Annotated in this window: 14 protein-coding genes; 8 read left to right on the top strand and 6 right to left on the bottom strand. The window is 35.0% G+C overall.

The window, feature by feature from the left end; translation table 11 throughout:
* Nucleotides 1-51: 51 nt before the first annotated feature.
* The 5 genes from SAGCYANO_RS04030 (at nt 52) to SAGCYANO_RS04050 (ending at nt 12,114) form a co-directional block, all read left to right on the top strand.
* A complete protein-coding gene (locus SAGCYANO_RS04030; RefSeq protein WP_307785821.1) occupies nt 52-507 on the top strand; it encodes a transposase in 456 nt (151 codons plus the stop codon).
* A gap of 971 nt (nt 508-1,478) precedes the next feature.
* Entirely contained in the window at nt 1,479-6,617 is a 5,139-nt protein-coding gene (locus SAGCYANO_RS04035; protein ID WP_202218904.1) for a response regulator, read from the top strand.
* The gene (locus tag SAGCYANO_RS04040) at nt 6,614-7,630 is read left to right on the top strand and encodes a PleD family two-component system response regulator (RefSeq protein ID WP_202218905.1); all 1,017 of its coding nucleotides are present in this window, start codon (nt 6,614-6,616) and stop codon (nt 7,628-7,630) included. Before SAGCYANO_RS04035 ends, SAGCYANO_RS04040 begins: the two co-directional genes overlap by 4 nt.
* A gap of 201 nt (nt 7,631-7,831) precedes the next feature.
* Nucleotides 7,832-8,848: a cache domain-containing protein gene (locus SAGCYANO_RS04045; RefSeq protein ID WP_202218906.1), complete on the top strand. Its 1,017-nt coding sequence runs from the start codon at nt 7,832-7,834 to the stop codon at nt 8,846-8,848.
* A gap of 2 nt (nt 8,849-8,850) precedes the next feature.
* On the top strand, nt 8,851-12,114 hold the full coding sequence (locus SAGCYANO_RS04050; RefSeq protein WP_202218907.1) for a PAS domain-containing protein: 3,264 nt from the start codon (nt 8,851-8,853) through the stop codon (nt 12,112-12,114).
* A gap of 466 nt (nt 12,115-12,580) precedes the next feature.
* On the opposite strand, the gene SAGCYANO_RS04055 is transcribed toward SAGCYANO_RS04050, so the two are convergent.
* The 4 genes from SAGCYANO_RS04055 to SAGCYANO_RS04070 all read right to left on the bottom strand — a co-directional run bounded on the left by SAGCYANO_RS04055 (nt 12,581) and on the right by SAGCYANO_RS04070 (nt 18,205).
* Nucleotides 12,581-12,877, bottom strand: coding sequence for a hypothetical protein (locus SAGCYANO_RS04055; protein ID WP_202218908.1), 297 nt, complete (start codon nt 12,875-12,877; stop codon nt 12,581-12,583).
* Between the two features lie 319 nt (nt 12,878-13,196).
* The gene (locus SAGCYANO_RS04060) at nt 13,197-14,216 is read right to left on the bottom strand and encodes a long-chain acyl-[acyl-carrier-protein] reductase (protein WP_202218909.1); all 1,020 of its coding nucleotides are present in this window, start codon (nt 14,214-14,216) and stop codon (nt 13,197-13,199) included.
* A gap of 170 nt (nt 14,217-14,386) precedes the next feature.
* Nucleotides 14,387-15,166 carry an aldehyde oxygenase (deformylating) gene (locus tag SAGCYANO_RS04065; protein ID WP_202218910.1) on the bottom strand — a complete coding sequence of 260 codons (780 nt, stop codon included), beginning with the start codon at nt 15,164-15,166 and terminating at the stop codon, nt 14,387-14,389.
* An 846-nt stretch (nt 15,167-16,012) separates the two neighbouring features.
* A complete protein-coding gene (locus tag SAGCYANO_RS04070; protein WP_202218911.1) occupies nt 16,013-18,205 on the bottom strand; it encodes a hypothetical protein in 2,193 nt (730 codons plus the stop codon).
* A gap of 691 nt (nt 18,206-18,896) precedes the next feature.
* On the opposite strand from SAGCYANO_RS04070, the gene SAGCYANO_RS49905 reads away from it, so the two are divergent.
* A complete protein-coding gene (locus tag SAGCYANO_RS49905; protein ID WP_375339861.1) occupies nt 18,897-19,130 on the top strand; it encodes a transposase in 234 nt (77 codons plus the stop codon).
* The gene (locus SAGCYANO_RS49910; RefSeq protein WP_375339862.1) at nt 19,069-19,587 is read left to right on the top strand and encodes an RNA-guided endonuclease TnpB family protein; all 519 of its coding nucleotides are present in this window, start codon (nt 19,069-19,071) and stop codon (nt 19,585-19,587) included. The genes SAGCYANO_RS49905 and SAGCYANO_RS49910 overlap by 62 nt, the downstream gene beginning before the upstream one ends.
* 508 nt (nt 19,588-20,095) lie before the next feature.
* On the opposite strand, the gene hslO is transcribed toward SAGCYANO_RS49910, so the two are convergent.
* Nucleotides 20,096-21,031: an Hsp33 family molecular chaperone HslO gene (gene hslO / locus SAGCYANO_RS04085; RefSeq protein WP_202218912.1), complete on the bottom strand. Its 936-nt coding sequence runs from the start codon at nt 21,029-21,031 to the stop codon at nt 20,096-20,098.
* 1,076 nt (nt 21,032-22,107) lie between these two features.
* Between hslO and SAGCYANO_RS04090 the strand changes: the two genes are divergently transcribed.
* Nucleotides 22,108-22,503, top strand: a complete 396-nt coding sequence (locus SAGCYANO_RS04090) for a hypothetical protein (RefSeq protein ID WP_202218913.1) — start codon at nt 22,108-22,110, stop codon at nt 22,501-22,503.
* An 878-nt stretch (nt 22,504-23,381) separates the two neighbouring features.
* On the opposite strand, the gene SAGCYANO_RS04095 is transcribed toward SAGCYANO_RS04090, so the two are convergent.
* On the bottom strand, nt 23,382-24,370 hold a 989-nt coding region (locus tag SAGCYANO_RS04095), incomplete at its 5' end, for a TrkA family potassium uptake protein (protein WP_202218914.1).

Genomic DNA, 24,370 nt, shown 5'->3' on the forward strand with positions numbered 1-24,370 from the left:
CCTCAATCAAACAATTACCACAAAGCCAGAAAGAGACTGGGATAATGTCATTTGAAGGTAAGTAGGCAGCGTAAAGACTGGAGCATTAAGCAAGCCCGGTGCGTAGTAGCATCTAACGATGTTGTCGTCTATGAGGACTTGAAGATACAAAACATGGTCAAAAATCATCATTTGGCAAAGTCAATATCTGATGCAGCGTGGTATCAGTTCACTCAATGGCTGGAATATTATGGAAAAATTTGGGATAAAGCAGTTGTTTCAGTAAATCCCAAATTCACTTCTACTGATTGTTCTAATTGTGGGCACAGGGTACAAAAAACTTTGTCAACTCGTACTCATGTTTGCCCTAGCTGTCATGCTGAAATATGTCGTGATACTAACGCAGCAATCAACATTTTGAGACGTGGATTAGAAATAATAGGTGTTGAGTGGAATAACAGTACCGTAGGGCATACGGAAACTGCCGATTTATCGGAAAACGCTTTGGGAGACAACAACCAATGCTGATGATAGGCAACTAGATTTAGTAAGTTGTGTCAATGAGCAAAGAATCACTTTCGTGAGAATCCCCGTACCTTTAGGTCGGGGAGTATGTCAAAGAGGAACTACAGCGCTTCGCCAACGTGGAGTTGCCAGTGTTACTTTTTGTGGACTATTGAGTGTTTATGACACAGATAAAAATTTTGTGTCCAAATAATCCACAACCATATTTTAATTAATTCTGCTCAAAAAAATTTCATCTTAAAGCTTAGTCTCATAGCTCGATCATACCAATTAATATTTACCGAAAAATAGTGGTTTAAAGCCTCCCCTTGATCGGGGATAATAAAGAAAAATTTTCATGATTAGTCAATCCTATCCGTTTTCAAGGAGAGGTAATTATTAATTATTAATTATTAATTGTTGAAAATATCTACTAAATTTTCTTGATTTTTAAGATAATTAAAATCTTTAAATACTGAGGCATTATCTGCTTTTAAATTTTAGTATTTTTAATTAATTTAGCGTAGTAAGTCAATCAAAATATTCCGACAATTTTAAGATACAGTAATTATCAGGTAAGTATAAAGCAAAAGTTGTCTGAAATTATAGTTACTAGCTAATCTAGCTACCGATACTGAATTTCAAAAAATAGCTACAATAGGAGTGGAGTTAAATATCTAATGTAGGTTAACCACATTATATATCCGTAGATTCCTCATTGCTTAAACCTCACATTTTTCCCTCACCAATTGAGAGAATGTTATAAGCAAAAGCTTCCTCAATACTTTACCTTTTTAGTTAATGGATAAGGAATGAGGATTTTATTATCTACAAGAGTTAAATGGAGTATACCGTCAACAGATATAGTTCCATTCGTGAACTTCTGGAGTTTATTGAGTCCTCAATTCTCAATTAATCCTTAACAAGAGAAAATTAATATAAGGTTATGTAGCTTGTAAACCTAAGAATTTCTGTTAATCAGAGACTCGTCTACTATGACTTACGCCCAGCTAAAATCCCAAAAATTTGATAAACTTCTCGAAGAATTAATCCATAAAGCCTGTTTAAGTATTGATGGAGATTATGTAGAGGTATGGATACCAGATAGTAACGGTACTAGGATAGAATGTAGTCCAATCTGGTATGGACGACCTGAGATTCAAGAATTATTAACAAAATTTCATAGTTACAGTGAAGAAATAACATTTCCACCTAGTGTTGATATGGCTGGTCGAATTTGGAGTTCTCAACAACCAGAGTGGGAAAAAGATGTTAGTAGCTTACCAGAAACAATTTATTTACGAGCGAAAAAAGCAACTGAAGTAGGTCTCCAAACAGCTTTAGGATTTCCAATCTTAGCGAACAATATTGTTGTTGCAGTTATTATTTTTTATATTAGAGAAATTAGGCAGTACGAGCAAAATATAGTAGATTTAATATTTTATTTTAGCAACTTAGGATCGTTAATTTCAAATATATCTTCTCCAAAGAGATTACTTGATAATCAAGATTACTTGCGACAAAACACGCGAAAATATGATACATTTAAAGACATTTTACTAGAACATATACCTACAGCAGTAGCTATTTTAGACCAAGAGATGTGCTACTTATGGACATCTAAGCGTTGGCTAACTGATTACAATTTAACAGAAAAAGATGTTATTGGGCATAGTCACTATGAAGTTTTTCCCCACATTAGCGATCGCTGGAAGCAAATTTATACAACTTGTCTTGCAGGAAAAGTTCAAAAATGCGAGGAAGATCGGTTTCCTAAACCAGATGGTTTTTTAGACTGGATACGATGGGAAATACACCCTTGGTATAACAGTAAGGGTGAAATTGGTGGCATAATTATTTTCACTGAAGCGATCGCAAATTATAAATTATCACAGCAAGAACTTGTAGCTCGAAATGCTAAGTTACAACAAGTAGTGGATGCTGCAACAGAAGTTGCGCTCATTGCTACAAATATTGACGGTCAGATTACTACATTTAATTCGGGTGCAGAGAAGCTTTTGGGCTATCATAGACAAGAAGTAGTGGGTAAAGAAAACCTGACAATATTTCACGACAAACTTCAATTAATAGAACGCACCAGAGAATTAAGCCAGAAATTAGACCGCCCCATAAAAGATTTCGAGACGTTAGTAGAATCAGCACAGCAAGGAATTTTTACACCTCAAGAATGGAATTATATTAGAAAAGATGGCTCTGGTCTATTAGTAAGTTTAGTCATCACAACACAACTTGATAGTGAAGGAAAAATTATTGGATTTCTTGCTACTGCTATTGATATTACACAACAAAAACAAACAGAAACTAAACTAAAAGAAGCAGAAAAAATTCTTCACGGTTTCTATACAATAGCTTCAGAAACAAACCAAAATCTTGATACTCTTTTACAAAGGATTTTGGAAATGGGGCGAAAACAATATGGAACAGAAATAGGTATTTTAGCAAAGATTAAGGGAGAAACTTATGAAGTAGTGGCATCTCAACTATCCCAGGGATTTCCTTTTTCGATCAAAGCAGGATATACAACCGATATCAAACAAACTTATTGTAGTGAAACAATCAAAAAAAATGAACCAATAAGTATTGAAGTAGCAGGAAATTCAGAATGGCAAAATCATCCTGCTTATGCTCAAACATTTTTTAAGCTAGAAACTTACATTGGTTGTCGCGTAATGGTAGAAGGTAAAGTGTATGGTACTATAAGTTTTGCAAGTCCATACCCAAAACCGGAACCCTTTCAAGAGAGGGATCGCCAGATATTAAAACTAATGGCACAATGGTTAGGAAATCAAATAGAACGTTATTCCTCAAAAACTGCATTAAAAAACAACATAAAACACATTTTACTCCATAAACGGTTAACCACAGAAATTCGTTCTAGTTTAAATAGCGATCGCATATTTCAAACAGCAGTTAAACTAATAGGTCAAACATTTAAAGTAAATCGCTGCTTAATTTATTGCTATATTGTTAAACCATCACCACAAATTCCTCTAGTAGAAGAATATCTCGAATCAGGTTATAAATCAATACAAGGTCTATCACTAGCATTAGAGGAAAACGATAATCTGCAAAAATTATTAGCTCAGGACGAAGCTATTAGTAGCGACAACACCCACTTAGAGCCATTATTATTCAAAGATACCGAAGTTTGTTGCTTATTAGGAGTAAAGTCAGTCTTAGCAATTCGCACCTCATACAAAGGAGAACCGAACGGAGTAATTGTTCTACATCAATGCGATCGCATTCGTCATTGGGCCGATGAAGAGATATATTTATTAGAATCAGTTGCTGTACAAGTAGGAATTGCCCTAGCACAAGCTGATTATGTGGAACAAGAAAAACGGCGACAAATACAACTACAGAGTGAAAATTTGGAGTTAGAAGCAGCTAAACAAGAAGCTGAGTCTGCGAATCGAGCTAAAAGTGAATTTCTAGCTATGATGAGTCACGAAATTAGGACTCCTATGAATGCAATAATTGGCATGACTGGGTTATTACTGGATACACAATTAGACTCTCAACAACAAGATTTTGTAGAGACTATTCGTCATAGTAGTGATTCATTACTAACAATTATTAATGACATTCTTGATTTTTCTAAAATTGAATCTGGGAAACTAGAATTAGAAGACCAACCTTTTAATCTCCGGAATTGTGTAGAATCAGCCTTAGATTTAGTAGCTTCTCAAGCTGGTGCTAAAGGTTTAGAATTAGCTTATATTATCCATCAGAATACTCCAGAAGCAATAGTAGGTGATGTGACTAGGCTACGTCAAATACTTGCCAACCTACTTTCTAATGCTGTTAAGTTTACTGAGAGCGGAGAAGTTATTGTCTCAGTAAATGGAAAAAATTGGTTGTCAGCTAATAGTAAACTGCCTCACTCAGAAGATATTAATAATCACCAAACAAGTACAAACTCAGTAGCTAAAAGAAATCCCACACCTGTTGACAATCTATACGAAATTGAATTTGCGGTAACAGACACAGGAATTGGAATTCCGACAGATAGATTAGAAAGATTATTTAAACCTTTTAGTCAAATAGATGCTTCAATGACCAGAAATTATGGAGGTACAGGTTTAGGATTAGCTATTAGTAAAAGGTTAAGTGAGGCTATGGGTGGCCAGATGTGGGTGGAAACTGAAATAGATAGAGGTTCTACATTTCGCTTTACTATGATGGCAATAGCAACTGATACAGATACAGAATTTAATCTCAAAAAATCACAACCTGAACTTACAGAAAAGCGAGTACTTGTAGTTGATGATAACGCAACTAATCGCCAAATTATCACTCTACAAGTAGAATCTTGGGGAATGAATGTCAAAGCAGTGGAGTCAGGAAAAACAGCTTTAAATTTACTCCGCTCTGGGGAAGTTTTTGACATTGCAGTACTAGATTTACAAATGCCAGAAATGGATGGCTTAACCCTAGCGGAGAAAATTCAATCCATGCCAGAATATAGAATATTGCCTTTAATAATGCTAAGTTCAATAGGCAAACTGACATCAGAAGAAATTGCAGGCAGAGCTTCGTTTGCAGCTTTTGTGAGTAAACCAATTAAACAATCTAACTTATATGAAATGTTAGTTTCTGTGCTAGGAGTACAACGAGTATCAGTTAAACCTGAAACATCAAAAGCAAAATCAATATTCAGTGATCAAGCAGAAGTTGAATTACCATTACGCATCCTGATAGTAGAGGATGTAACGGTAAATCAAAAAGTAGCTTTACTATCCTTAAACAGACTAGGTTATCGTGCTGATATAGCTAATAATGGGTTGGAAGCTCTAGAAGCATTGCGTCGCCAACACTACGATCTAGTTTTCATGGATGTACGAATGCCAGAAATGGATGGTTTAGAGGCAACAAGACGAATTTGTCAAATTTTCTCTGAAGTCAAACGACCTTGGATAGTAGCTATGACTGCTCATGCGATGCGGGGCGATCGCGAGGAGTGTTTAGAAGCAGGGATGAATGACTATATAAGTAAGCCAGTTCGAGTGGAAGCATTGGTCAAAGCATTAAATAATTATATTCGTCATAGAAAGCCAAAACAGATAAATGATTTACCAACAAAAAGTTGGGCAGTAGAAGATAAGGAAGATAAAATAGTTGAAGTAGTAAAAGAGGTTGATTTACAATCAAATCAACTTAATCAAGAGTTAATTCCAGAACAAATTGTCAATTGGGAAAATCAAGCTCCAAAGGAAGATAAAATAGTTGAAGTAGTAAAAGAGGTTGATTTACAATCAAATCAACTTAATCAAGAGTTAAGTCCAGAACAAATTGTCAATTGGGAAAATCAAGCTCCAAAGGAAGATAAAATAGTTGAAGTAGTAAAAGAGCTTGATTCACAATCAAATCAACTTAATCAAGAGTTAATTCCAGAACAAATTGTCAATTGGGAAAATCAAGTTCCAAAGGAAGATAAAATAGTTGAAGTAGTAAAAGAGGTTGATTTACAATCAAATCAACTTAATCAAGAGTTAATTCCAGAACAAATTGTCAATTGGGAAAATCAAGTTCCAAAGGAAGATAAAATAGTTGAAGTAGTAAAAGAGGTTGATTTACAATCAAATCAACTTAATCAAGAGTTAATTCCAGAACAAATTGTCAATTGGGAAAATCAAGTTCCAGTAGAATCAAATATTACTGTACAAAATAATCTAATATTAGAAGGTAAAGATCGAAATGATCGTTTATCTTTAGTCAATTCTCCAAATAAAAATATGTCAGACTTTATAACTCCAGCTATTGATGAATCAGTATTTGAATATCTAAGAGAGCAAGCGGCAGGGGGAGACGAAAGCATTTTACAGGAAATAATTGATAGCTACTTAGAAGAAGCTCCTCAAAAGCGAGATGCAATTATAGCAGCAATATTAGCTCAAGATGGGACTGCATTAAGAAATGCGGCTCATGCTCTAAAATCTCTTAGCTTAACCATAGGAGCTAATAATTTGGCTCAACTATGTGGACAATTAGAAGCAATAGGTAGTATGGGCACAACAGAAAATGCAGAGCAATTAACAGAAATAATGGATCAAGAGCATCATAGAGTGAAAGTAGCATTACAATCAAAAAATAGAAATAAATCTATAAAATGATTAAACCAGGTTTTTGGACTGTAGCACCCCGAATATTAATAGTTGATGATGAAAATACTATTAGACTCATACTACGTCGTATCTTACAGAAAGATGGGTATCAAGTTATTGAAGCAAATAATGGGGAACAATGCTTAGAAATTTGTCAAAAACAATTAGCAGATATGGTATTACTTGATGCAATGATGCCCGGGATGGATGGCTTTACTTGCTGTGCTAAACTACATCAGTTATTGGGAGAAGATAGTCCACCAGTATTAATGATTACAGTTCTTGACGACCAAGCATCTGTTGATTTAGCATTTCAAGTAGGGGCAACAGATTATATTACTAAACCAATTCACTGGGCAGTTTTACGTCAACGAGTTCGACGCTTATTGCAAACTCAATGGGCAATGAAGGAATTACGACGACAAATAGAAAAAGAACGGATGTTGAGTGACAAACTGGAAAAAGCTAATCAAGAATTGGAGCGTTTAGCTTCTTTGGATAGTTTAACAATGGTTGCTAATCGTCGCAATTTTGAGCAGTTTATAGAAAGTGAGTGGAAACGTTCTCATAGAAATGCTTTCCCATTATCCATAATTATGTGTGATGTGGATTTTTTTAAAGCTTATAATGATACTTATGGCCATCAAGCAGGAGATATTTGTTTAAAGAAAATTGCTGAGACTATAATGCAAAATGTTAATCGTTCTAGTGATTTAGTAGCTCGTTATGGAGGTGAAGAATTTGTAGTTGTTTTACCAGAAACAGATGTAGAAGGAGCTGTTTATGTGGCAGAAAAAATTCGTAAAAGTATTAAAGATGCTGCTATTGCTCATCAAGGTTCAAAAATTACTAATTGTATCACAATTAGTTGTGGGGTTGCTACTAGAAAATCATTATCATGGGAATATGACTTGAATTCTCAGCCTAGTGATTTAATTAAAGAGGCAGATTCAGCACTTTATGAGGCTAAATCTCAAGGCCGCGACCGAACCTTTTTCAAGAATAATAATTATTCTCAGTAGACTTCTTGCAGAAGTCAGGGAATAGCGGTCAGACCCCGCGACGACGACAGCTCGCTTGCGGAATGCTGACCAAGAGAGGGAATAGGGAATAGGGAATAGGGAATAGGGAATAGGAAATAGGGAGATAAAATTGTTGATTTCATAGTCTTGAATTGATTTAATTAACACTTTTGCAAGAGGTCTAGTGAGTGAATTTAATAAATGATAAAACAACTGAGTAATTATGTAGTTTTGATTGATACTATTTTTCTGCAAAAAGTTAAGAGACCGCTGCGGGTAATGATATTTTTATCTTTGATTATTCCCACATCAATTACGGTTTTATTTCTAGCCTGGGCATCATTACAAAAGGAACAAATAGCAGTTAACCAATTAGCTACTCAACTTAACAGTCAAACAGGTAACAATGTTACCCATGATTTAGATAATTATTTAGAAGTACCTAGTTTGATTCATAAAATAAATCAGGATTTAATTAAGTTAGGATGGTTGAATTCTAATGATTTAGTCAAAATCAAGGATTTGTTTTTTCAGCAAATAAAACAATTCAATGTCGGCCAGATTAATTTTGGCAGTACAAAGGGACAGTTTGTGGGAGTAAAGAGAAAACAGGATAATAGTTTAGTCACCAACTTAATGACTAAGTTAAGTTCAGAAAATCTCACAGAAATATCTAAAAGTAACGAATATAATTATCAAACAGAAAGTTGGTATAGAGATGTCATTAAAACAGGTAAACCTGTCTGGAATAAAATTGATAATTCAGAATATTCACCAGAATCACGGGCAATTTTAGCTAGTTATCCAGTTTACGACCGGAATAATAGTCTCATTGGAGTATTGGCAGTTGAGTTACCTATCTCAGAAATTGATAAATTACTTCAGACAGTAAATATAGCTCAATCTAATTTAATTTATATTATAGAAAAATCTGGGATAGTTGTTGCTAGTAACTCAAATAAATTATTAGATAATTCTAGAAAAATATTAATTCAAGAAATAGCTAATAAATTATTAGAAACAAAAGAAGATTACTATGATATTAAAAATACAAAAGATTTAGAATTAAAAGTTACAGGGGAGCAATATTTTGTCAAATTAATACCCAGTCAAAATCAAGATAATTTAGATTGGTTAATTGTAGTAGCTGTTCCTAAATCAGAATTTGCACCACAAATTAATAACAAAGTTATAATAACTATCTTTTATGTTTATTAGTAATGAGTTTAGTTATCTACTTAGGGATGTTAATCTCTCACTGGATAACTAAACCAATATATAAATTATTAAAAGCAGCTCAAAATAATCTTATTAATGAAGCTAATGAAGAAGATTTATCCTCAGCTTTAAAAATAGTTTGGTTTAAGGAAATTGAAGATTTAGTACGCTCGTTTAGTCAAATAAATCAACGTCTAAAAGATAATTGTAGACAGAGCGATCGCTTTTTTGATATTTCTCTTGACTTATTAGTAATTTTTGGTACTGACGGTTACTTTAAAAAGCTTAATTCCAGTTGGTCAAGAATTTTAGGTTATACAACAGAAGAACTATTAACAGTACCTTATATTGAGTTTGTACATCCAGAAGATAGAGATGCTACTCTTGCAGAAGTCCAAAATATTACTGATGATGCTCAAGCTATAAAATTTCAGAACCGTTATCGGACTAAAGATGGTTCCTATCGTTGGTTAGTTTGGAATAGTGTTCCTTTCTTAACAGAAAATTTCATCTATGCAGTGGTACGAGATATTACGGATGAAAAAGAAACTTTAGAAAGTGTTCTTCATAGTCAAGCACAATTAATAGAAGCAGAGAAAATTGCTGGTATAGGATGTTGGGAAAATGATTTGACCACAAGTCGATTAATCTGCTCAGAAGAAGTATACAAAATCTTTAGTATACAACAAAAATCGACTTTTGTAAGTATAGAAGATTATTTTAAATTAGTTCATTCTGATGATTTGTCAGCAATACAAAAAGCAATTGATTTAGCAATTAATCAGGGTCAAAGCTATCAACTTGAGCAACGAATTTTATGCCCAGGTGGTGAACTAAAATATATATCAATTACAGGAAAGCCAAGTTTTGATGAGGAAGGTAAAGTAATAAAACTTTTTGGGACAGTATTAAATATTACCGAACGCAAACAAATAGAAGCAGCATTACAAGAAAGTCAAGACATATTTCATAAACTAGCAGAAAATATCAATAGTGTTTTCTGGGTACACGATCCTCACAACAATCAAATTTTTTATATTTCTCCTAGTTATGAAAAAATATGGGGTTATCACCGCGATGAGTTATACAGATCGCCCCACTCTTTTCTAGATGCTATTTATCCAGAAGACCGCCCAAAAGTAGTGGAAGCTTTAGCAAATTCCACGGAAGTAGAAGAAAAACAAGAATATCGTATTATCCTACCTAATGGAGAAATACGTTGGATTTTGACTCGTTCCTTTCCCATAAAAGACCGGGTAGGGAAAGTTTATAAAATAGCTCGAATAGCACAAGATATTAGTGAAGATAAACTGGTAGACACAAAGTTACAACTAATTCAAGAACGATTACAGTTAGCATTAGAAACTTCAGGTGATGGGTTATGGGATTGGAATATTGCCACGGGCGAATATTATTATAGTCATCGATGGTTAGAAATGTTAGGTTACGATTCAGAGGATTTTCCTAAAAAGATAAATTCTTGGGAAATGCTAATTCACCCAGAGGATAAAGCTTGGGTGATGGATGCTTTAAATTTGCACTTAGAAGATAGTTCATTTATCTATGCCTTTGACTATCGGTTACAAACTAAATCAGGTGAATGGAAGTGGATAGCAGTTTACGGCAAAGTTGTAGTCAGGGATGAAGCAGGCAAAGCGTTGAGAATGATTGGCACTCATAAAGATATTAGCGATCGCAAAGCAGCAGAAGTAATTCTCAAGCAACAACTAGAATTGGAAAAACTTGTTGCTAATATCTCTACTAGATTTATTAATCTTAATCCTAATGAAATTAATAGTAGTATCCAAATAGCATTAAAACAACTTTGTGATTTAATAGGCGCAGATCGTAGTTATATGTTTTTAGTAAGTAGCGATCGACTTCAAGTTAGCAACACTCACCAATGGAGAGCTACAAAAACAGAGGCTAAAATTGAAGCTCAACAGAATTTTCCCATAGATTATTTACCATGGATAATGGAAAAGCTCAATAAATTTGAGGTCGTACATATACCATTAGTTTCCAATTTACCTCTGGAAGCAAGTAGAGAAAAACGAATATTATCAGCACAATCAATTCAATCTTTGTTGTGCATTCCTATGGTTTCTGGAGATGAATTAATTGGTTTAGTCGGTTTCGATACAGTAAGTAAATTATCCAGTTGGACAAAATCTACAATTAATTTGTTAAAAATTATCGGGAAAATTTTTGTTAGTGCTCTAGAACATCAAGAGGCAGAATTAGCATTGCGCGAAAGTGAAAAACGTTTTCGGATGATGGCTGATAGTGCCCCCGTGTTTATTTGGATGTCTGGAAGTAATAGTCTTTTTAACTATTTTAATAAAAGATGGCTAGATTTTACCGGGCGTAACTTAGAACAAGAAGTTGGGAAAGGTTGGTTAGAGGGAATTCATCCTGAAGATGTGCAATATTATTTGGAAAATTACCGGGTAAATTTTTATACCCATCAATCGTTTAGCATAGAATATCGTTTGAGAAGAGAAGATGGCGAGTACCGTTGGATCTTAAATCAAGGGGTTCCTAGATTTAATCTGAATGGTAAGTTTGCTGGTTATATTGGTAGTTGTATTGATATTAGCGATCGTAAAAAAGCAGAAGAACAGATTCAAAATTCTCTTCAAGAAAAAGAAATTTTGCTCAAAGAAATTCATCATCGAGTGAAAAACAATCTACACATTATTTCTAATTTATTAGATTTACAATCAGATTATATTGAAGATCAAAAAGTGCAGGAATTATTTGCTGATAGTCAAAATAGAATTCAAAGTATGGCTTTGATTCATGAACAACTCTATCAGTCAAAAAATTTAGGAGAAGTTGATTTTAGTGAGTATATTCATGCTTTGATAGATAATTTGTTTTGTTCTTACGCGGATAGAGAAACTCTCATTAAACCTATCATTAATGTAGAAGCAATAACTCTTAATTTAGAAACTGCAATTCCTTGTGGTTTGTTAATTAATGAATTGGTGACTAATTCATTTAAACACGCTTTCCCTAATAATGAGTCTGGAGAAATATGTGTTGAATTACATCAAGATAAACAAGAAAAAGTTTATATTACAATTAAAGATAATGGCATTGGTATTCCTCCAGATGTTGATTTGCAAAATAGTTCTTCTTTAGGGTTAAAATTAGTGCGAATTCTTTGTAAACAATTGAAAGCTGAAATTGATTTTGATGGTGGTAAGGGTACAATAGTTAATTTAATATTTTCTCCTCTCAAGTATAAATCCAGATTTTAAATTATATCAAATTAGGAGTCAGGAGTCAGGAGTTGTATGGGAATGGCTTCAATACCATTTTTGAGCTAGGAAATACTCTTTTTTGTCAAAGGGACATTTTCTGAAAAATATTTTAATCACGCTTATTATTCGTAACATTCTTTTTTCAAATCAAATCGCTATTCTAAAGAACTAGCATATTTGGTAGGGGCGCCATTCGGAGCTATGCGTCAGCAAACGGCCGTTTGCTTCGCATAACTATCGTTAACGTCCCTACATACGACAGAAATGGAAAACCTTCACTAAATATCTTTAAGGAACTCCTATGTCTTCTCAAGTCATATCGTGTCCGAACGCAATAGTTTGTGTAGACCCAAAGGTGAATATCTAGAGGAAATTTAAGTTTTTTTCTTGCTCAATAAATAGCCTTCCTCCCTCTTCCCTCTTCCCTCTTCCCTCTTCCTTCTTCCTTCTTCCTTCTGCTATATTATAAATTTTCTGCTCTTTCCAACAAGGTTTGACTCATCGCTAAATCTTCTATGAGTTTTAATTTACGTTTTTCCTGTTCTGCTAATAGCAATTTCTGCTCTTTTTTCTGATTCTGAATATCCATATTATGACCAATAGCCACCGGAATACTACCAATTAAAAAATTTATTGGTAAACTGCCAAAATTTCCGTCTCTAATTATACCAGTAAAACTACTAATCATTATAAAGCTAAACCAACCAAGAGAAATAATATGTTTTCTTGGACGAAATTTTGATGTAGAATTATCAGACATATCTTCCCACTCCAAACATTGGATAAAACTATCTAGGTCCTTTTAGTTAGATCCTTCATGCCATAAGGAAATTCCGGAAAATAGTAGCGATCGCTCCGGTCTTTTCAGTTATCAGTTAACAGTTATCAGTTATCAGTACCAACCTGAAGCTAGAGGCTTAAAATACTGAAGCAGGACTTACGCAAAAGACGAAATTAGAAACCATTTGTTGGTATTAACGGCTGTGTAGGGGTTAACGGCCGTTAACCCCTACTATATTGGTAGTTATGTGTAAGTCCTAAATTAATAAATTAAATATTAAATATTTCTTCTGCATTCTTCAAAGCATTAGAGGGCTAAATCCATGTTTAATGGATAACTTACCAATTAGTTCCATTTTTTCCACAGTAATTAAATTACGCCCCCAAGAAAAATTAGTATATAACTTTTCAAACTCCAGTAGCATTGACTCTGCAAAACAAGCAAATAACTGACGACCAGGCACATCCATATTGACAATGTTCATAATTTTCCAGTCAATATCAAGAGAGTGTTCTACTATTCCACCATTGAGAACATAGATTCCTTCTTGCTGAACTTTAGTCGCCATGTTTTTTGGATAACCACCGTCAATTAATAAACAAGGTTTCTTCAAAATATTTGGATCAATTGCTACACCCTTGGGCATACTAGCTACCCAAACTATAATATCCGCCAGAGGTAAAGCTGCATTTAATTCTAAAATTTTACCTCGTCCTAATTCCGCTTGTAGATTTTTTAGCCGCTCTTGCTCACGAGCTATCAATAACAATTCTGCCACTTCTGTTTTACTATTCAGCCAGCGACAGACCCCACTACCAATATCACCAGTGGCCCCACATACTGCTACTGTGGCTTTTGACAAATCAATTCCTAACTTTTCGCCAGCTTGCTCTACCTGCTGACATAGAATATAGGCTGTATGAGTATTACCAGTAGTAAAACGTTTAAATTCTAATGTAATATTGCGAATTTGCTGAAACTTTTGCAAGTTAAAATTCTCAAAAATAATTGACGAGAACCCTCCCAAAGCAGTTATATCAATCTTATGATTCTGAGCGTGAGCCATAGCATTCATTATTTTGCGAGTTGCTGCTTTGATTCGCTTAGCTGCTAGCATTTCTGGTAGAAAGCAAGATTCTACATACTTGCCTTCTATTTCTTGACCTGTGATACTTGTTACTTTAATTGTATCGACTATTTGAGGCGGAGCGCTACACCAGAAATCAAGACCTTGATCTGCATACTCTGGATACCCTAAATCCCTTGCTACTGATTGGGCGTGTTCTAAGCTAGTTAGATGACCAATTAGACCAAACATTAAATTGTAATTATTATTAGTAAGTTAGTTATTGTTGATGGTATGTGGAAATCAGACAGGAATTAGTATATGGCAGTTAGCAACTATCATTTTCACTATGAAAAAGTTTTTTGTTGAATGCTATGCCATTACTCATTCCTCGTCCTAATTTCCATTTTGATTGAAATCAACTATGCAGCAACCAGACCATAAGCTGACATCCGCATGATTTCTCCAGTTGTAAAGCCAATATTGTTCAAAGCTTCGCCATAAGCAATCATAAAATCTTCAATCAAAGCTTCTTTTTCCATTCCCAGGGTCTTAGCATCTTTTTCCACTTGGTTCAACATTTTCCATACCAAGGGTAAGTTCTGGCGATTTGCTTTTTGTAGTTCTGCTTTAGAGTCTTGAAAATGCTCTTCTAGCCATACTTCGCCAAAGTTGAGGTGGGTATATTCCTCTTTGACTACACCTTCAGTAATTTTCCGAGCAAAGGGGTCGGCAACTGGTATATAGATATTGTAGGCTGCGATCGCAAAGCATTCAATAATTAGAGATTGAATTAGTAAACAAGTAACTAAATTACCTGTTTTTGCTGCTTCTTGGAAGTTTTTATGTAGTGGCTCAAAAAAACTTTTGGCAAATTCCATATCTGGTGTCACCTCCAGATTTCGGCCACAAGCCTGAAAGCCTTTTTTGTGGCGACTTTCCATTTTGGAGAGTTTCATTAGCTGATCTTTGTGGTCTGGTAGCATTTCGACCAGACTTATATAATTTTCGTATGCCTCTTGCTCTCCTTCAATCACAATTGCATTAATTCGGCTATAGGCATCTTTGTAAGTTTCACTTTCAAATATTGTTTTGTCAGTTTCACTTTGAGAATCTATTGTTTTATCAGTTTCACTTTCAAATATTGCTTTGTCAGTTTCACTTTGAGAATCTATAGTAGAAATTGCTTCAAGCTTTGGCATCAGTTAGTTATCTCCTCATCAAAAAATAGCTTTATCAGGGCAAAGAAAAATATTTGGTTTATCTTAACTTAGCTTATAGTTTACCAGCAAATTTGGTTTAAAGCCTCGCCCTTGTAGGGCGACTTTTTATTTTATTTGCAAGTGGATTGAATATATGATGTAATGTTATTAGTTGCCGGGGGGCACTGGGAAACTCGTGCGCGGACGTGGAGGCAAGAATAACCCACGCCCATCCCTCCCGGGAGGAGCAAGAGGGGTGGGTGTAGCAGCCTTAGAAGCGTCAACCCGCCGAAGAGCTACGGCTCAGTAGGAATATCCGCGCCTAACAGCCGGAGAGGATGTCAATGTACCTACTTTCTAGAATAATTGCCTAGCCTCACTGTAATTTATTCGGTAGCTATGGCCTTAATCTTGGTAAAAACCTCCATTTCTGTCAATTCTAGTTGAATTTCCAGTATAAATGCTTAGTCACAATTAGATTATACATTAATCCACTGACCATTTTAACAGAAACAGTAAGAAGTCCAGCAAACTCTAGTTAGAGAATGTTGTTAAGAGATAGATAGTTACTAAATCTATAGAAAAATATTCCTAGACAAGTGTTTTAATTAAGTGTTACCTTAATGGGGTGAACTACAACACCCTCTATCCCATTGCTAAAAGCGTTTGGGACTGCTTTTCTTAATACTGATATTATCATCAAAATACAGGCTTAATAGATAGATAGAGTAGTTAGGGGCGCAAAACCAGACCCAGTTTGTGGCCACTATGCCGTTCGCTCACTACTAGCCTGGTAACGCCAATGGCCAATAATTATTTAATCTTCTCTTGGTCAGGACAGTTGAGTTAATTATTATTCACAAACTTTGGTGCAGATATTAGAGGTTTGCCTCTCTCATCTGTTATGGTCCTTTGATTTTGTTCTCTCAATTGCTGAGATTGGTCTGCTGGTATAGGTATAGTTTGATACTCTAGAGCTTCTGGAGTTGGAGCCTGGTATTCTATAGTTGGAGTCTGGTTTTCTACAGATGGAGCTGTACTCAGCCAGGTTCGCCAAATACTAATTTGATTCTGGGCTGAATTATAGGCAATACTACTTACCGGAATTTTACTAGCAATCTCAATAGCTAGTGGCACATTTCGATTTACTTCGTCCATAGCGATCAATAAAATTTGTTGACCCCATTGATTAATCAATTGGGAAGCCTCAAATTGCCTGGAACTATAAGTTGGTACTTTTTGTGCCAAACTAATTCCTTGAGCATAACCATCTGCTGTACCTAATGCTGCTGCTTGGCGAGCATTCTCTAAACTTTCTTCTACCTCTTTTTGAGATTGCCACTGCCGTATTTTGGAGCTAGCTTGGGAATATAGAACTCTTCCTTGTCGAATCTGTTGTGCTGTAATAATTGCCTGTTCTAAGTTACCTGAGGATGCTAGGCGTTCTGCATTATCAAGAATTGGTCTATCTTGATAACGTTGAACTGTTTGTGTCCACTTTTTGATTTTCTGTTGAGCTTCCTCGTACAAAGTTCTGCCCCTACCAATTTGACTTGCTTCATCAATGGCTGCTTGTATAGAACTAATATCGCCAAAACTTGCTAATTTTTCTGCTTTTTCTAAATAAGGTCGGTCTTCTTGTTGCTGTAGCTGTCTACTCAAAGCTCCTATCAAAGTAGTTACTTCTTGTCCACGAGGGTTATAAGGAGGAACAGTCTGTAATTTAGCGATCGCTGCTTTCAAATCGCTAATTCCTCCTGGTTGGGCTAGTTTTTTTCCTTCTTCTATAATCTTGACATCTGCAATTTCTTGTTGCCAAATACTAATTAACTGTTGAGCTTTACTGTAAAGAGGTCGTTCAGTTTTGAGTTTTTGAGCTTGAGCAATAGCATCTTCGAGTCCCGCTATTGTACCCAGGTTAGCTGGAGAATGGGCACGAGCTAATAATTCTATATCTTTTACTTTTTCCTGTAGGACATCATTTTCAGGAACTTTATTTACTATCTTAAGTGCTTCTTGCCAATTTCCTTCATTTAGTTCAACTAAGGCCATATCTGCTATTTGTTCGCCCAAATTTAGTATTAACTTTTGAGCGGTCTGATAGAGATAGCTATTTTTTCCAATTGCTTGAGCTTTTTTGACAGCATTGGTGAGATTATCTAGTCCACCTTGTTCGCCTATATCTCGTGCTTGGTTTAATTTGCCACCTTCTTTGCGAGTTCTTTTAATGTCGTTAATTAGTTCCTGGTATTTTTTCGTTTCCCAATGTACATTTGGTACTGAAAGTAGACGAGAAGCTTCCATGGAAGCTTGACTCCATTCTTCCTGGCGCAGATGTTCTTGAGCTTTCTTATAAGTTGTTTCAGCTTTAGTCCAAGTTTTTTGCCAATTTTGAATCTGTTCTGTTACAAGTGGATAAGCTGAAACTTTCTGAGGTACTTTTTGGGCAATTTTAATAGCTTCTTCTAATTTTCCATCTTGAAAAGCTAGCTCTCCCAGGGACAATATTTTTTCAGACCATTGTTCAATGTAACCATCAATATGTGGACGCATTGGATGGTCATTTGATAAAACATCTACTAAATTAATTGCTTGAAGTAAACTATCTACGGTAGGAGAAGTAGCTAATATCTGAGCACAATAAAGACGTTTGCTGGCTGATGCGGTTGGCCAGTAACTTACCTCACAATCTGCCTGAGAAGGTAATTTGAATAAAGCTGATATGGCTGTTATGCCTGCCCCTGCTGGAACTATTACCAATAGTGCTATCCAAAATAGCCATTTTATCGGCCAAATATTGTTTGTAGATTTTGGGCTTTTTTGCTTAGTTTTTTCTATTCGAGAAACTGAATGTTTTTGCAGAGTGGAGGGTTTTGCCGGATGTTTATATTTGTGTATTTGACTGCCTTTCAATCTAAGTTGTTGCAGTCTTTCTTCGCGACTTTTTCTACGTTCAGGTAGTTGCAATTTGGTTTGGTCTTTTTGCTTCATCTGGCGTAGTGTCCGCCAACTATCTATTGTTTTGTATTTTTCATTCATATAGTTCATAAAAATATAGTCACATAAGACATATCCTCATTTTGTAGGTGTTACCCTGACTGGGTGAACTACAACACCCTCTACCCTATGGTCAAAGACATTTGGGACTATTTTTTCATTATATTCACAGAGTGGTTCACGCACCTCTGATAGTGATTCAGCCTTGAATTATCAATCTAAGTTAGGTATACCATTAAATAAACATCAGGTCAATGATTATTAAATTTTGTTAAATCTTTAGTAGCTCTTTTGTACAAATTCATGAAGATATTTGACATTGTTTGACTACATAAGACTATATTTATGTACAACGTTTATGATACACTACCTATCCGGAACAGTAAGCAACACATATATTTTATGTTGAATGACTTTCCGGTTGGTTTAACCTAATAGGCAAGCCTTTATCTACAAAGTTAAATTTAGGCTTCAATTATCTGCGGTCTCTATTTATACACTATTTTGGGGAAAGATGCAACCTTGATATATACAATAATTAAATTTGAGTTCTGAACAGAAAATCAAATATTTGAGATAACGATGAATATCAGGATTTTTGACAAATTTTCCTATCGAAAACATGAAAACTTAGTTTGAGAGCTAATCTGGAAAACCCATATTTAATAATTAAGATAAAACTTATTTAATGGGACTTAGACAAAATAAAGCCAGAAAATAGGCTCAAATATAGATGGGCACAAGTGATGGAGAAAAGGTAGCTAATCCCAAGAATCTCAACAAATTACACAAAAAATTGAGGTTGGCTCAGAAGTCTCTATCTAGGAAAACCAAGGGGTCTAGTAATTATCAGAAAGCCAGGCTGAAAGTAGCCAGGATACACGCCAAAATTAAGGATTCAAGGCTTGATTATACTCATAAGCGCGCCCACTCAACTAATCAGAGAAAATCAAACTGTTGTAGTTGAGGAAATAGCCGTAAAGAATATGGTCAAAAAGCGGTGCGACCCCGCGACGACGCTAGTCGCAAGGGAACGCGCACCAAGAGACCATAAATTAGCCAGAGCAATAAATGATGCCAACTGGGGAGAATTAGTCAGGCAATTAGAATACAAAGCTGAATGGTATGGACGGGAATTAATCAAGATTGATAGATACTTTCCCAGTTCAAAACGTTGCTCTAATTGTGGTCATGTAGTGGAAAAATTACCTCTCAAGATTAGAGAGTGGGATTGTCCAGAGTGTGCAGCTCACCATGACCGTGATATAAATGCAAGTATAAACATTTTGCGGATGGGAACCCGCGTCGGCGTCAGACGCAAGGGAACGCCCACGCTCGAAGGCTGCGGGAGGAGCAGTGTCAGTCTGTGGAGCGCGCTTTTAGACCCGAGGAGAGTAAATCTCCGTTTGCGGAGCATTCCGTAGGAAAGGCGGGTGCTAAGAAACAGAAAGCCCCTAGTAGTGATGCCAGGGAATCCCGCGCTTTCTCGTAGAGCAGCGTCGGGAGGATGTCAAAATTACTATTCTTAATTAATTGATAATGGATAATGGATAATGAATAATTACCTCTGGTTAAAACCTTTACGGAATTGAATATAAGGAAATATTATTTCTTCTCTTGGTCGATTAGAGATGGTGAGGAGACCTCGCCATCTATCGACCGCTTTTTTCTCCTTAAAAGGAGAGGCTTTAAACCAAATGAATTAATTATCAATTATCAATTATCAATTATCCATTGGTAATTATCCATTGGTAATTATCTTGAACATCAATTTTGACAGAAAAATCAGCCCTCAAATTTGATTTTTATTGCCGGACCAACGGCTCTTTTATTCTTGTTACCAAGATACTAAATGAGTTCTATACAGCTATGAATTAACTATGAATTCAGAAGACAACACTTGATTATGTGTTCTGAATTCTGAGAATAAACTTATGAAGATAATTTGCGTAATTGTCCAACTGGAATTTCTGTGAATGGTTGTTGTAAGTCTTCAATTAGTTGCATAAGGTCTTCTTGACTAGCTTGATATACTTCTCCACAAAATTCGCAGACTGCCTGGGCACCATTGTCTTTTTCAATCATATCTTTTAGTTCATCAACACCAAACATTTTTAATGCTCCTAATACTTTTTCAAAAGAGCAACCACAGTGAAAACGAACTATTTGACTTTCAGGAAATATATTTAAGTCCATGTCTCCCAAAAGTTGTTGCAAAATTTCTGGTAATGTTTTGCCAGCTCGAAGCAATGGAGTAAACCCTGATAGGGAAGCTATACGAGATTCTAAGGTTTGAACTAATTCTTCATCTATAGCTGCTTTAGGCATAACTTGTAACAAAAGTCCTCCTGCTGCTTGTATACCCTCTGTATCTACGAATACTCCTAGCACTAAAGCGGATGGTGTTTGTTCTGATGTAACTAAGTAATTAGCAATATCATCTCCAATTTCTCCAGATACTAGCTCTACTGTACTGGAGTATGGGTAGCCATAACCTACATCTTTTACTATATATAAGAAGCCTTGATTGCCTACAGCTTTTCCTACGTCCAATTTGCCGATTTTATTTGGTGATAGCTCAATTGTAGGATTTTCTACATAGCCTCTTACTGTTCCATCTAGTCCTGCATCAACAAGTACTCCTCCTAAAGGACCATTGCCCTGGACGTGAATATTGACTCTTGATTCTGGGGTTTTCATATTAGAGGCTAATAATAGTCCAGCAGTCATTGTGCGGCCAAGAGCAGCAGAGGCCACCCAAGAAAGTTTATGTCGTTGTCTTGCTTCTTCAGTTAACCGGGTGGTAATTACACCAACAGCACGAATGCCACCTTCTGCTGCTGTAGCTCTAATTAGTCTATCTGCCATTTAAATCCTTACATTTCTTAATAATTCTGATTTTCTTTATCATAACTCTGTTGGAATATTCCTGTTAAGTTTGTCAGAAATTTAATAGATGTAATTCAAGAATTAAGAATTTAGAATTAAGAATTTAGAATTACCTCTTCTTAATAAATAAGAGGATTGGATCAAAGGATTTTTTTCTTTTTTCTCCATGAATGGAGAGGCTTTATACCTGAATTTTTCGGTAATAGCTATAGATAATTTATTCCCTAGTTTTTGTGTTAGTTTTATGTTGATTGTGTTAGTTTAATTTGTAAGCATTTAGCAATTAATAGTGAATATAAGACTTACACCACAACTTTACATATTGTATAGTGAGTACATATAGTGCTTAGTCCCATTAAATGGGTAATTCCTGAAATAATTGCTACTAAGTTGTAAGCATTCAGCCATCAGCTATTAGCTATCAGCTATTAGCTGTCAGCTCTCATGAGGGGGCTTAAATGAATATAGACAGTTTTTGTAGTAAGTAGGGCTTGCTGATTAAATCTAAAAGCATTGACATATAAAGACAAGTTCCTTTTTGGGCTCGAAAAAAGTGGGCCTGTTTCAGTCTAAAACGCTCAAATTTGAGTGTATTTTAGGCTAGAGTTGGGCAGAAAATCTTGGGACAATTTTTACTCCTACCTCCTCTAAATTCCCCTAACTACTGTCTCCAGTATAGCTGTCTCCTACCCCTACTAAAAGACTAGTGAAGTGCAAACCCTAAGTATAAATTCTGAGTCAATTAATAAAGCTTTTATCTAAAACTAAAAACTAAAGCAGATAGCAGATAGCTGACGGCTGTTTGCGCAGCATTCCGGAGGAAATGCTTACTATTCTTCAGTTATTAAATTCACGATGAATATTATCTTAAGAAATAATTTATTGCTAGGATCTATAGTAATAAATTATAAAAATTAGTAAATTTGCACCCAAAATTTGCTTCATTCATTCCTAATTATCGGGAAATAATGTTAGCCTAGATGTTGGTGATTTTCTAGTTTTGTGTGAGAAAAAGATACCAAGTATAAATTCAAAAATTATATTACTATATTGCTATGTTAGGTACTTTCCAAAAAAGCCATTTACGGATTGAGATTGAAGCTACTGAAGCTACGATTAGAGAGAGTTTGCTACGTTCATCCAAGTTACAAATATGGTTGTGGCCTCAACGCTTTTCTCCTGGACTACCAGAACAATTATCTGAGGGTTTAGAGTTTAAAAGTATGGTTGGTTTAATAGAAATTAAACATTATGTTGATGTAGTAGGGTCGAATTGTTTGAGGTTGCTACTTAGTCAAGGTATTGATGGATTTCACGAGTGGTATTGGGGAGATGGTTGGATACAATCTCGTTTAGAAGGAATATCTATGTTGCCTCTAAATTTAGGTCAGACTTTTAATTTACTTCGCTTACGAGAGTTTTTAGCTACATCAGAAAAAGATGTTCAATAATGGATAATTGATAATGGATAATTGATAATTACCTCTCCCTAAAACGGATAGGACTGAATAAAAGGAAAATATTTTCTTGTTTCTCCTTTACATGAGAGGATTTTTACCTTAATTATTCGGTAAGTTTTAAGTTATTAATTCTTAAGATATGGCAATTATTTCTATTTACAGTAAATTGTGAGTATATAAAGTTAAAGATATTAAAAATACATTAATAATAATACTTTTTGGTGCAAGTATCTTGCCCGCTATTGGTGTACTTCACGTAATATAAAATATGATATATTTTTGATTTGGTTGTAACTTATTCAGAATTGCTGTGCTAAGTAATACCAATTTCATAAAATATTGCTACACTGGTTTTCTCTGCTGGTCAGAATTTAGAGATTAATACTGTAACGACCTTTTTGAATTTGCTATAAGATGAAATATAAAAAGAATCCTAGGAATAATTTCTCTGTTTAAAAGACTTTACCTAGAAATTTCGATTTGACTAAAAATAGGGTTTTACTCTAACTAAATGATATATAGGCTATTCCTACTTACTCCTGGAAACAACCTAAGTATTTGTAGCAAAAATTTTAGTATTTCATATAAGTTATAAGCTATTTTTCTCCGACTGCTATTAATGCTAAAAAAATTTCCAAGCGATCGCTTAAAATTATCAAATTTATAGTAAGCATTTCCTGCGGACTGCTGCGCAAACAGCTATTAGCTCTCAGCTCTCAGCAAAAGGATGGGGTTTAAATTAATATAGACTTTAAAGCCGACTTTAGTACTAAGTATAAATTCTGTCTAAATTAGTAAAGCTTTTATCTAAAACTAAAAGCAATAGCTGATAGCTGACGGCTGATAGCTGACGGCTAAATGCTTACAATTTATAATTTTATTTCCCTAGTAGCTATAACAATTAAATTGTCTTTTTCCTGAAAGATATAGCGCTCGGGATTAATTTCAAATTTACCTTGAGGTTGAGAAACTGCTATTAAAATAGCGTTATGATTTTGCTTAATATGTATGAACAAGTCTAAAAAAGTTTTACCTACCCATTCAGTAGTAATAGTTATCCGATAAAACTGATTTCCCCTTTCATAAGTTAGTAATTCTGAAAATACGCCCATTAATCCTCTATTCAAAGCAGCTTGAGCTAATAAAAAACCACTTTGTTCCTGGCTAACTATATAATCATTGACATGACCCATATCTAAATGAGAGCCATATTCACGATTAAGTAATTCAGCACAAGTATAAACATTTGGATTTAATTTTTCGGCTGTTAAGGCAGCTAAAATTGTCCGAGCATCTGCATCTTGGTCGCTACGACCATGAGTTTTATCACACAAAATAATACAAGTTTCAGCTCGACTTATACCTGCTTTTTCTAAAGCAGTAACTTTGGTAAAATCGTCTTTGAGAAATTGTATCCGAGATTTTAAATCTGGAGCAATAAAATTAGGCTCATTATCAAATTCAGCTATTACAATAATTGGTATTCCTTCGCTTTTACCAGCAGCTTTAAATTCTCTAACTATAATCTCAGCTTTGCGGTTCCAACCACAAATAATTGTATGATTACTAAAGCTTTCCCAGTCCACAAAATCATCCTCTCTACGGATTCGATCTACCATAAATGCTGATACTGTTCCAGTGAACATAGCAAAAATAGTAACATTCATAAACATGACAAATACTCCAACTATTTTTCCTCCTAATGAGGATGGTGAAGCTGGAATTGGTTCGCCAGCAAATAGGGAATAAACACTAAACCAAAATCCTTCTTCTAGGGAAGTGAAGTTTGGGTTATTACTACCTTCAAATACTAAGATAGCAACACTACCAAACATAATAGTTAGTAGCAGTAGTCCCA

Source organism: Okeania sp. KiyG1, from assembly GCF_014132355.1.
In the GTDB taxonomy this organism is placed as follows: domain Bacteria; phylum Cyanobacteriota; class Cyanobacteriia; order Cyanobacteriales; family Microcoleaceae; genus Okeania.

Coding starts and splice junctions, on each gene's coding strand:
- SAGCYANO_RS04035 (WP_202218904.1), top strand. CDS start 1,479: ATGACTTACGCCCAGCTAAAATCCCAAAAATTTGATAAACTTCTCGAA.
- SAGCYANO_RS04040 (WP_202218905.1), top strand. CDS start 6,614: ATGATTAAACCAGGTTTTTGGACTGTAGCACCCCGAATATTAATAGTT.
- SAGCYANO_RS04045 (WP_202218906.1), top strand. CDS start 7,832: ATGATAAAACAACTGAGTAATTATGTAGTTTTGATTGATACTATTTTT.
- SAGCYANO_RS04050 (WP_202218907.1), top strand. CDS start 8,851: ATGAGTTTAGTTATCTACTTAGGGATGTTAATCTCTCACTGGATAACT.
- SAGCYANO_RS04055 (WP_202218908.1), bottom strand. CDS start 12,877: ATGTCTGATAATTCTACATCAAAATTTCGTCCAAGAAAACATATTATT.
- SAGCYANO_RS04060 (WP_202218909.1), bottom strand. CDS start 14,216: ATGTTTGGTCTAATTGGTCATCTAACTAGCTTAGAACACGCCCAATCA.
- SAGCYANO_RS04065 (WP_202218910.1), bottom strand. CDS start 15,166: ATGCCAAAGCTTGAAGCAATTTCTACTATAGATTCTCAAAGTGAAACT.
- SAGCYANO_RS04070 (WP_202218911.1), bottom strand. CDS start 18,205: ATGAATGAAAAATACAAAACAATAGATAGTTGGCGGACACTACGCCAG.
- SAGCYANO_RS49905 (WP_375339861.1), top strand. CDS start 18,897: ATGGGCACAAGTGATGGAGAAAAGGTAGCTAATCCCAAGAATCTCAAC.
- hslO (WP_202218912.1), bottom strand. CDS start 21,031: ATGGCAGATAGACTAATTAGAGCTACAGCAGCAGAAGGTGGCATTCGT.
- SAGCYANO_RS04090 (WP_202218913.1), top strand. CDS start 22,108: ATGTTAGGTACTTTCCAAAAAAGCCATTTACGGATTGAGATTGAAGCT.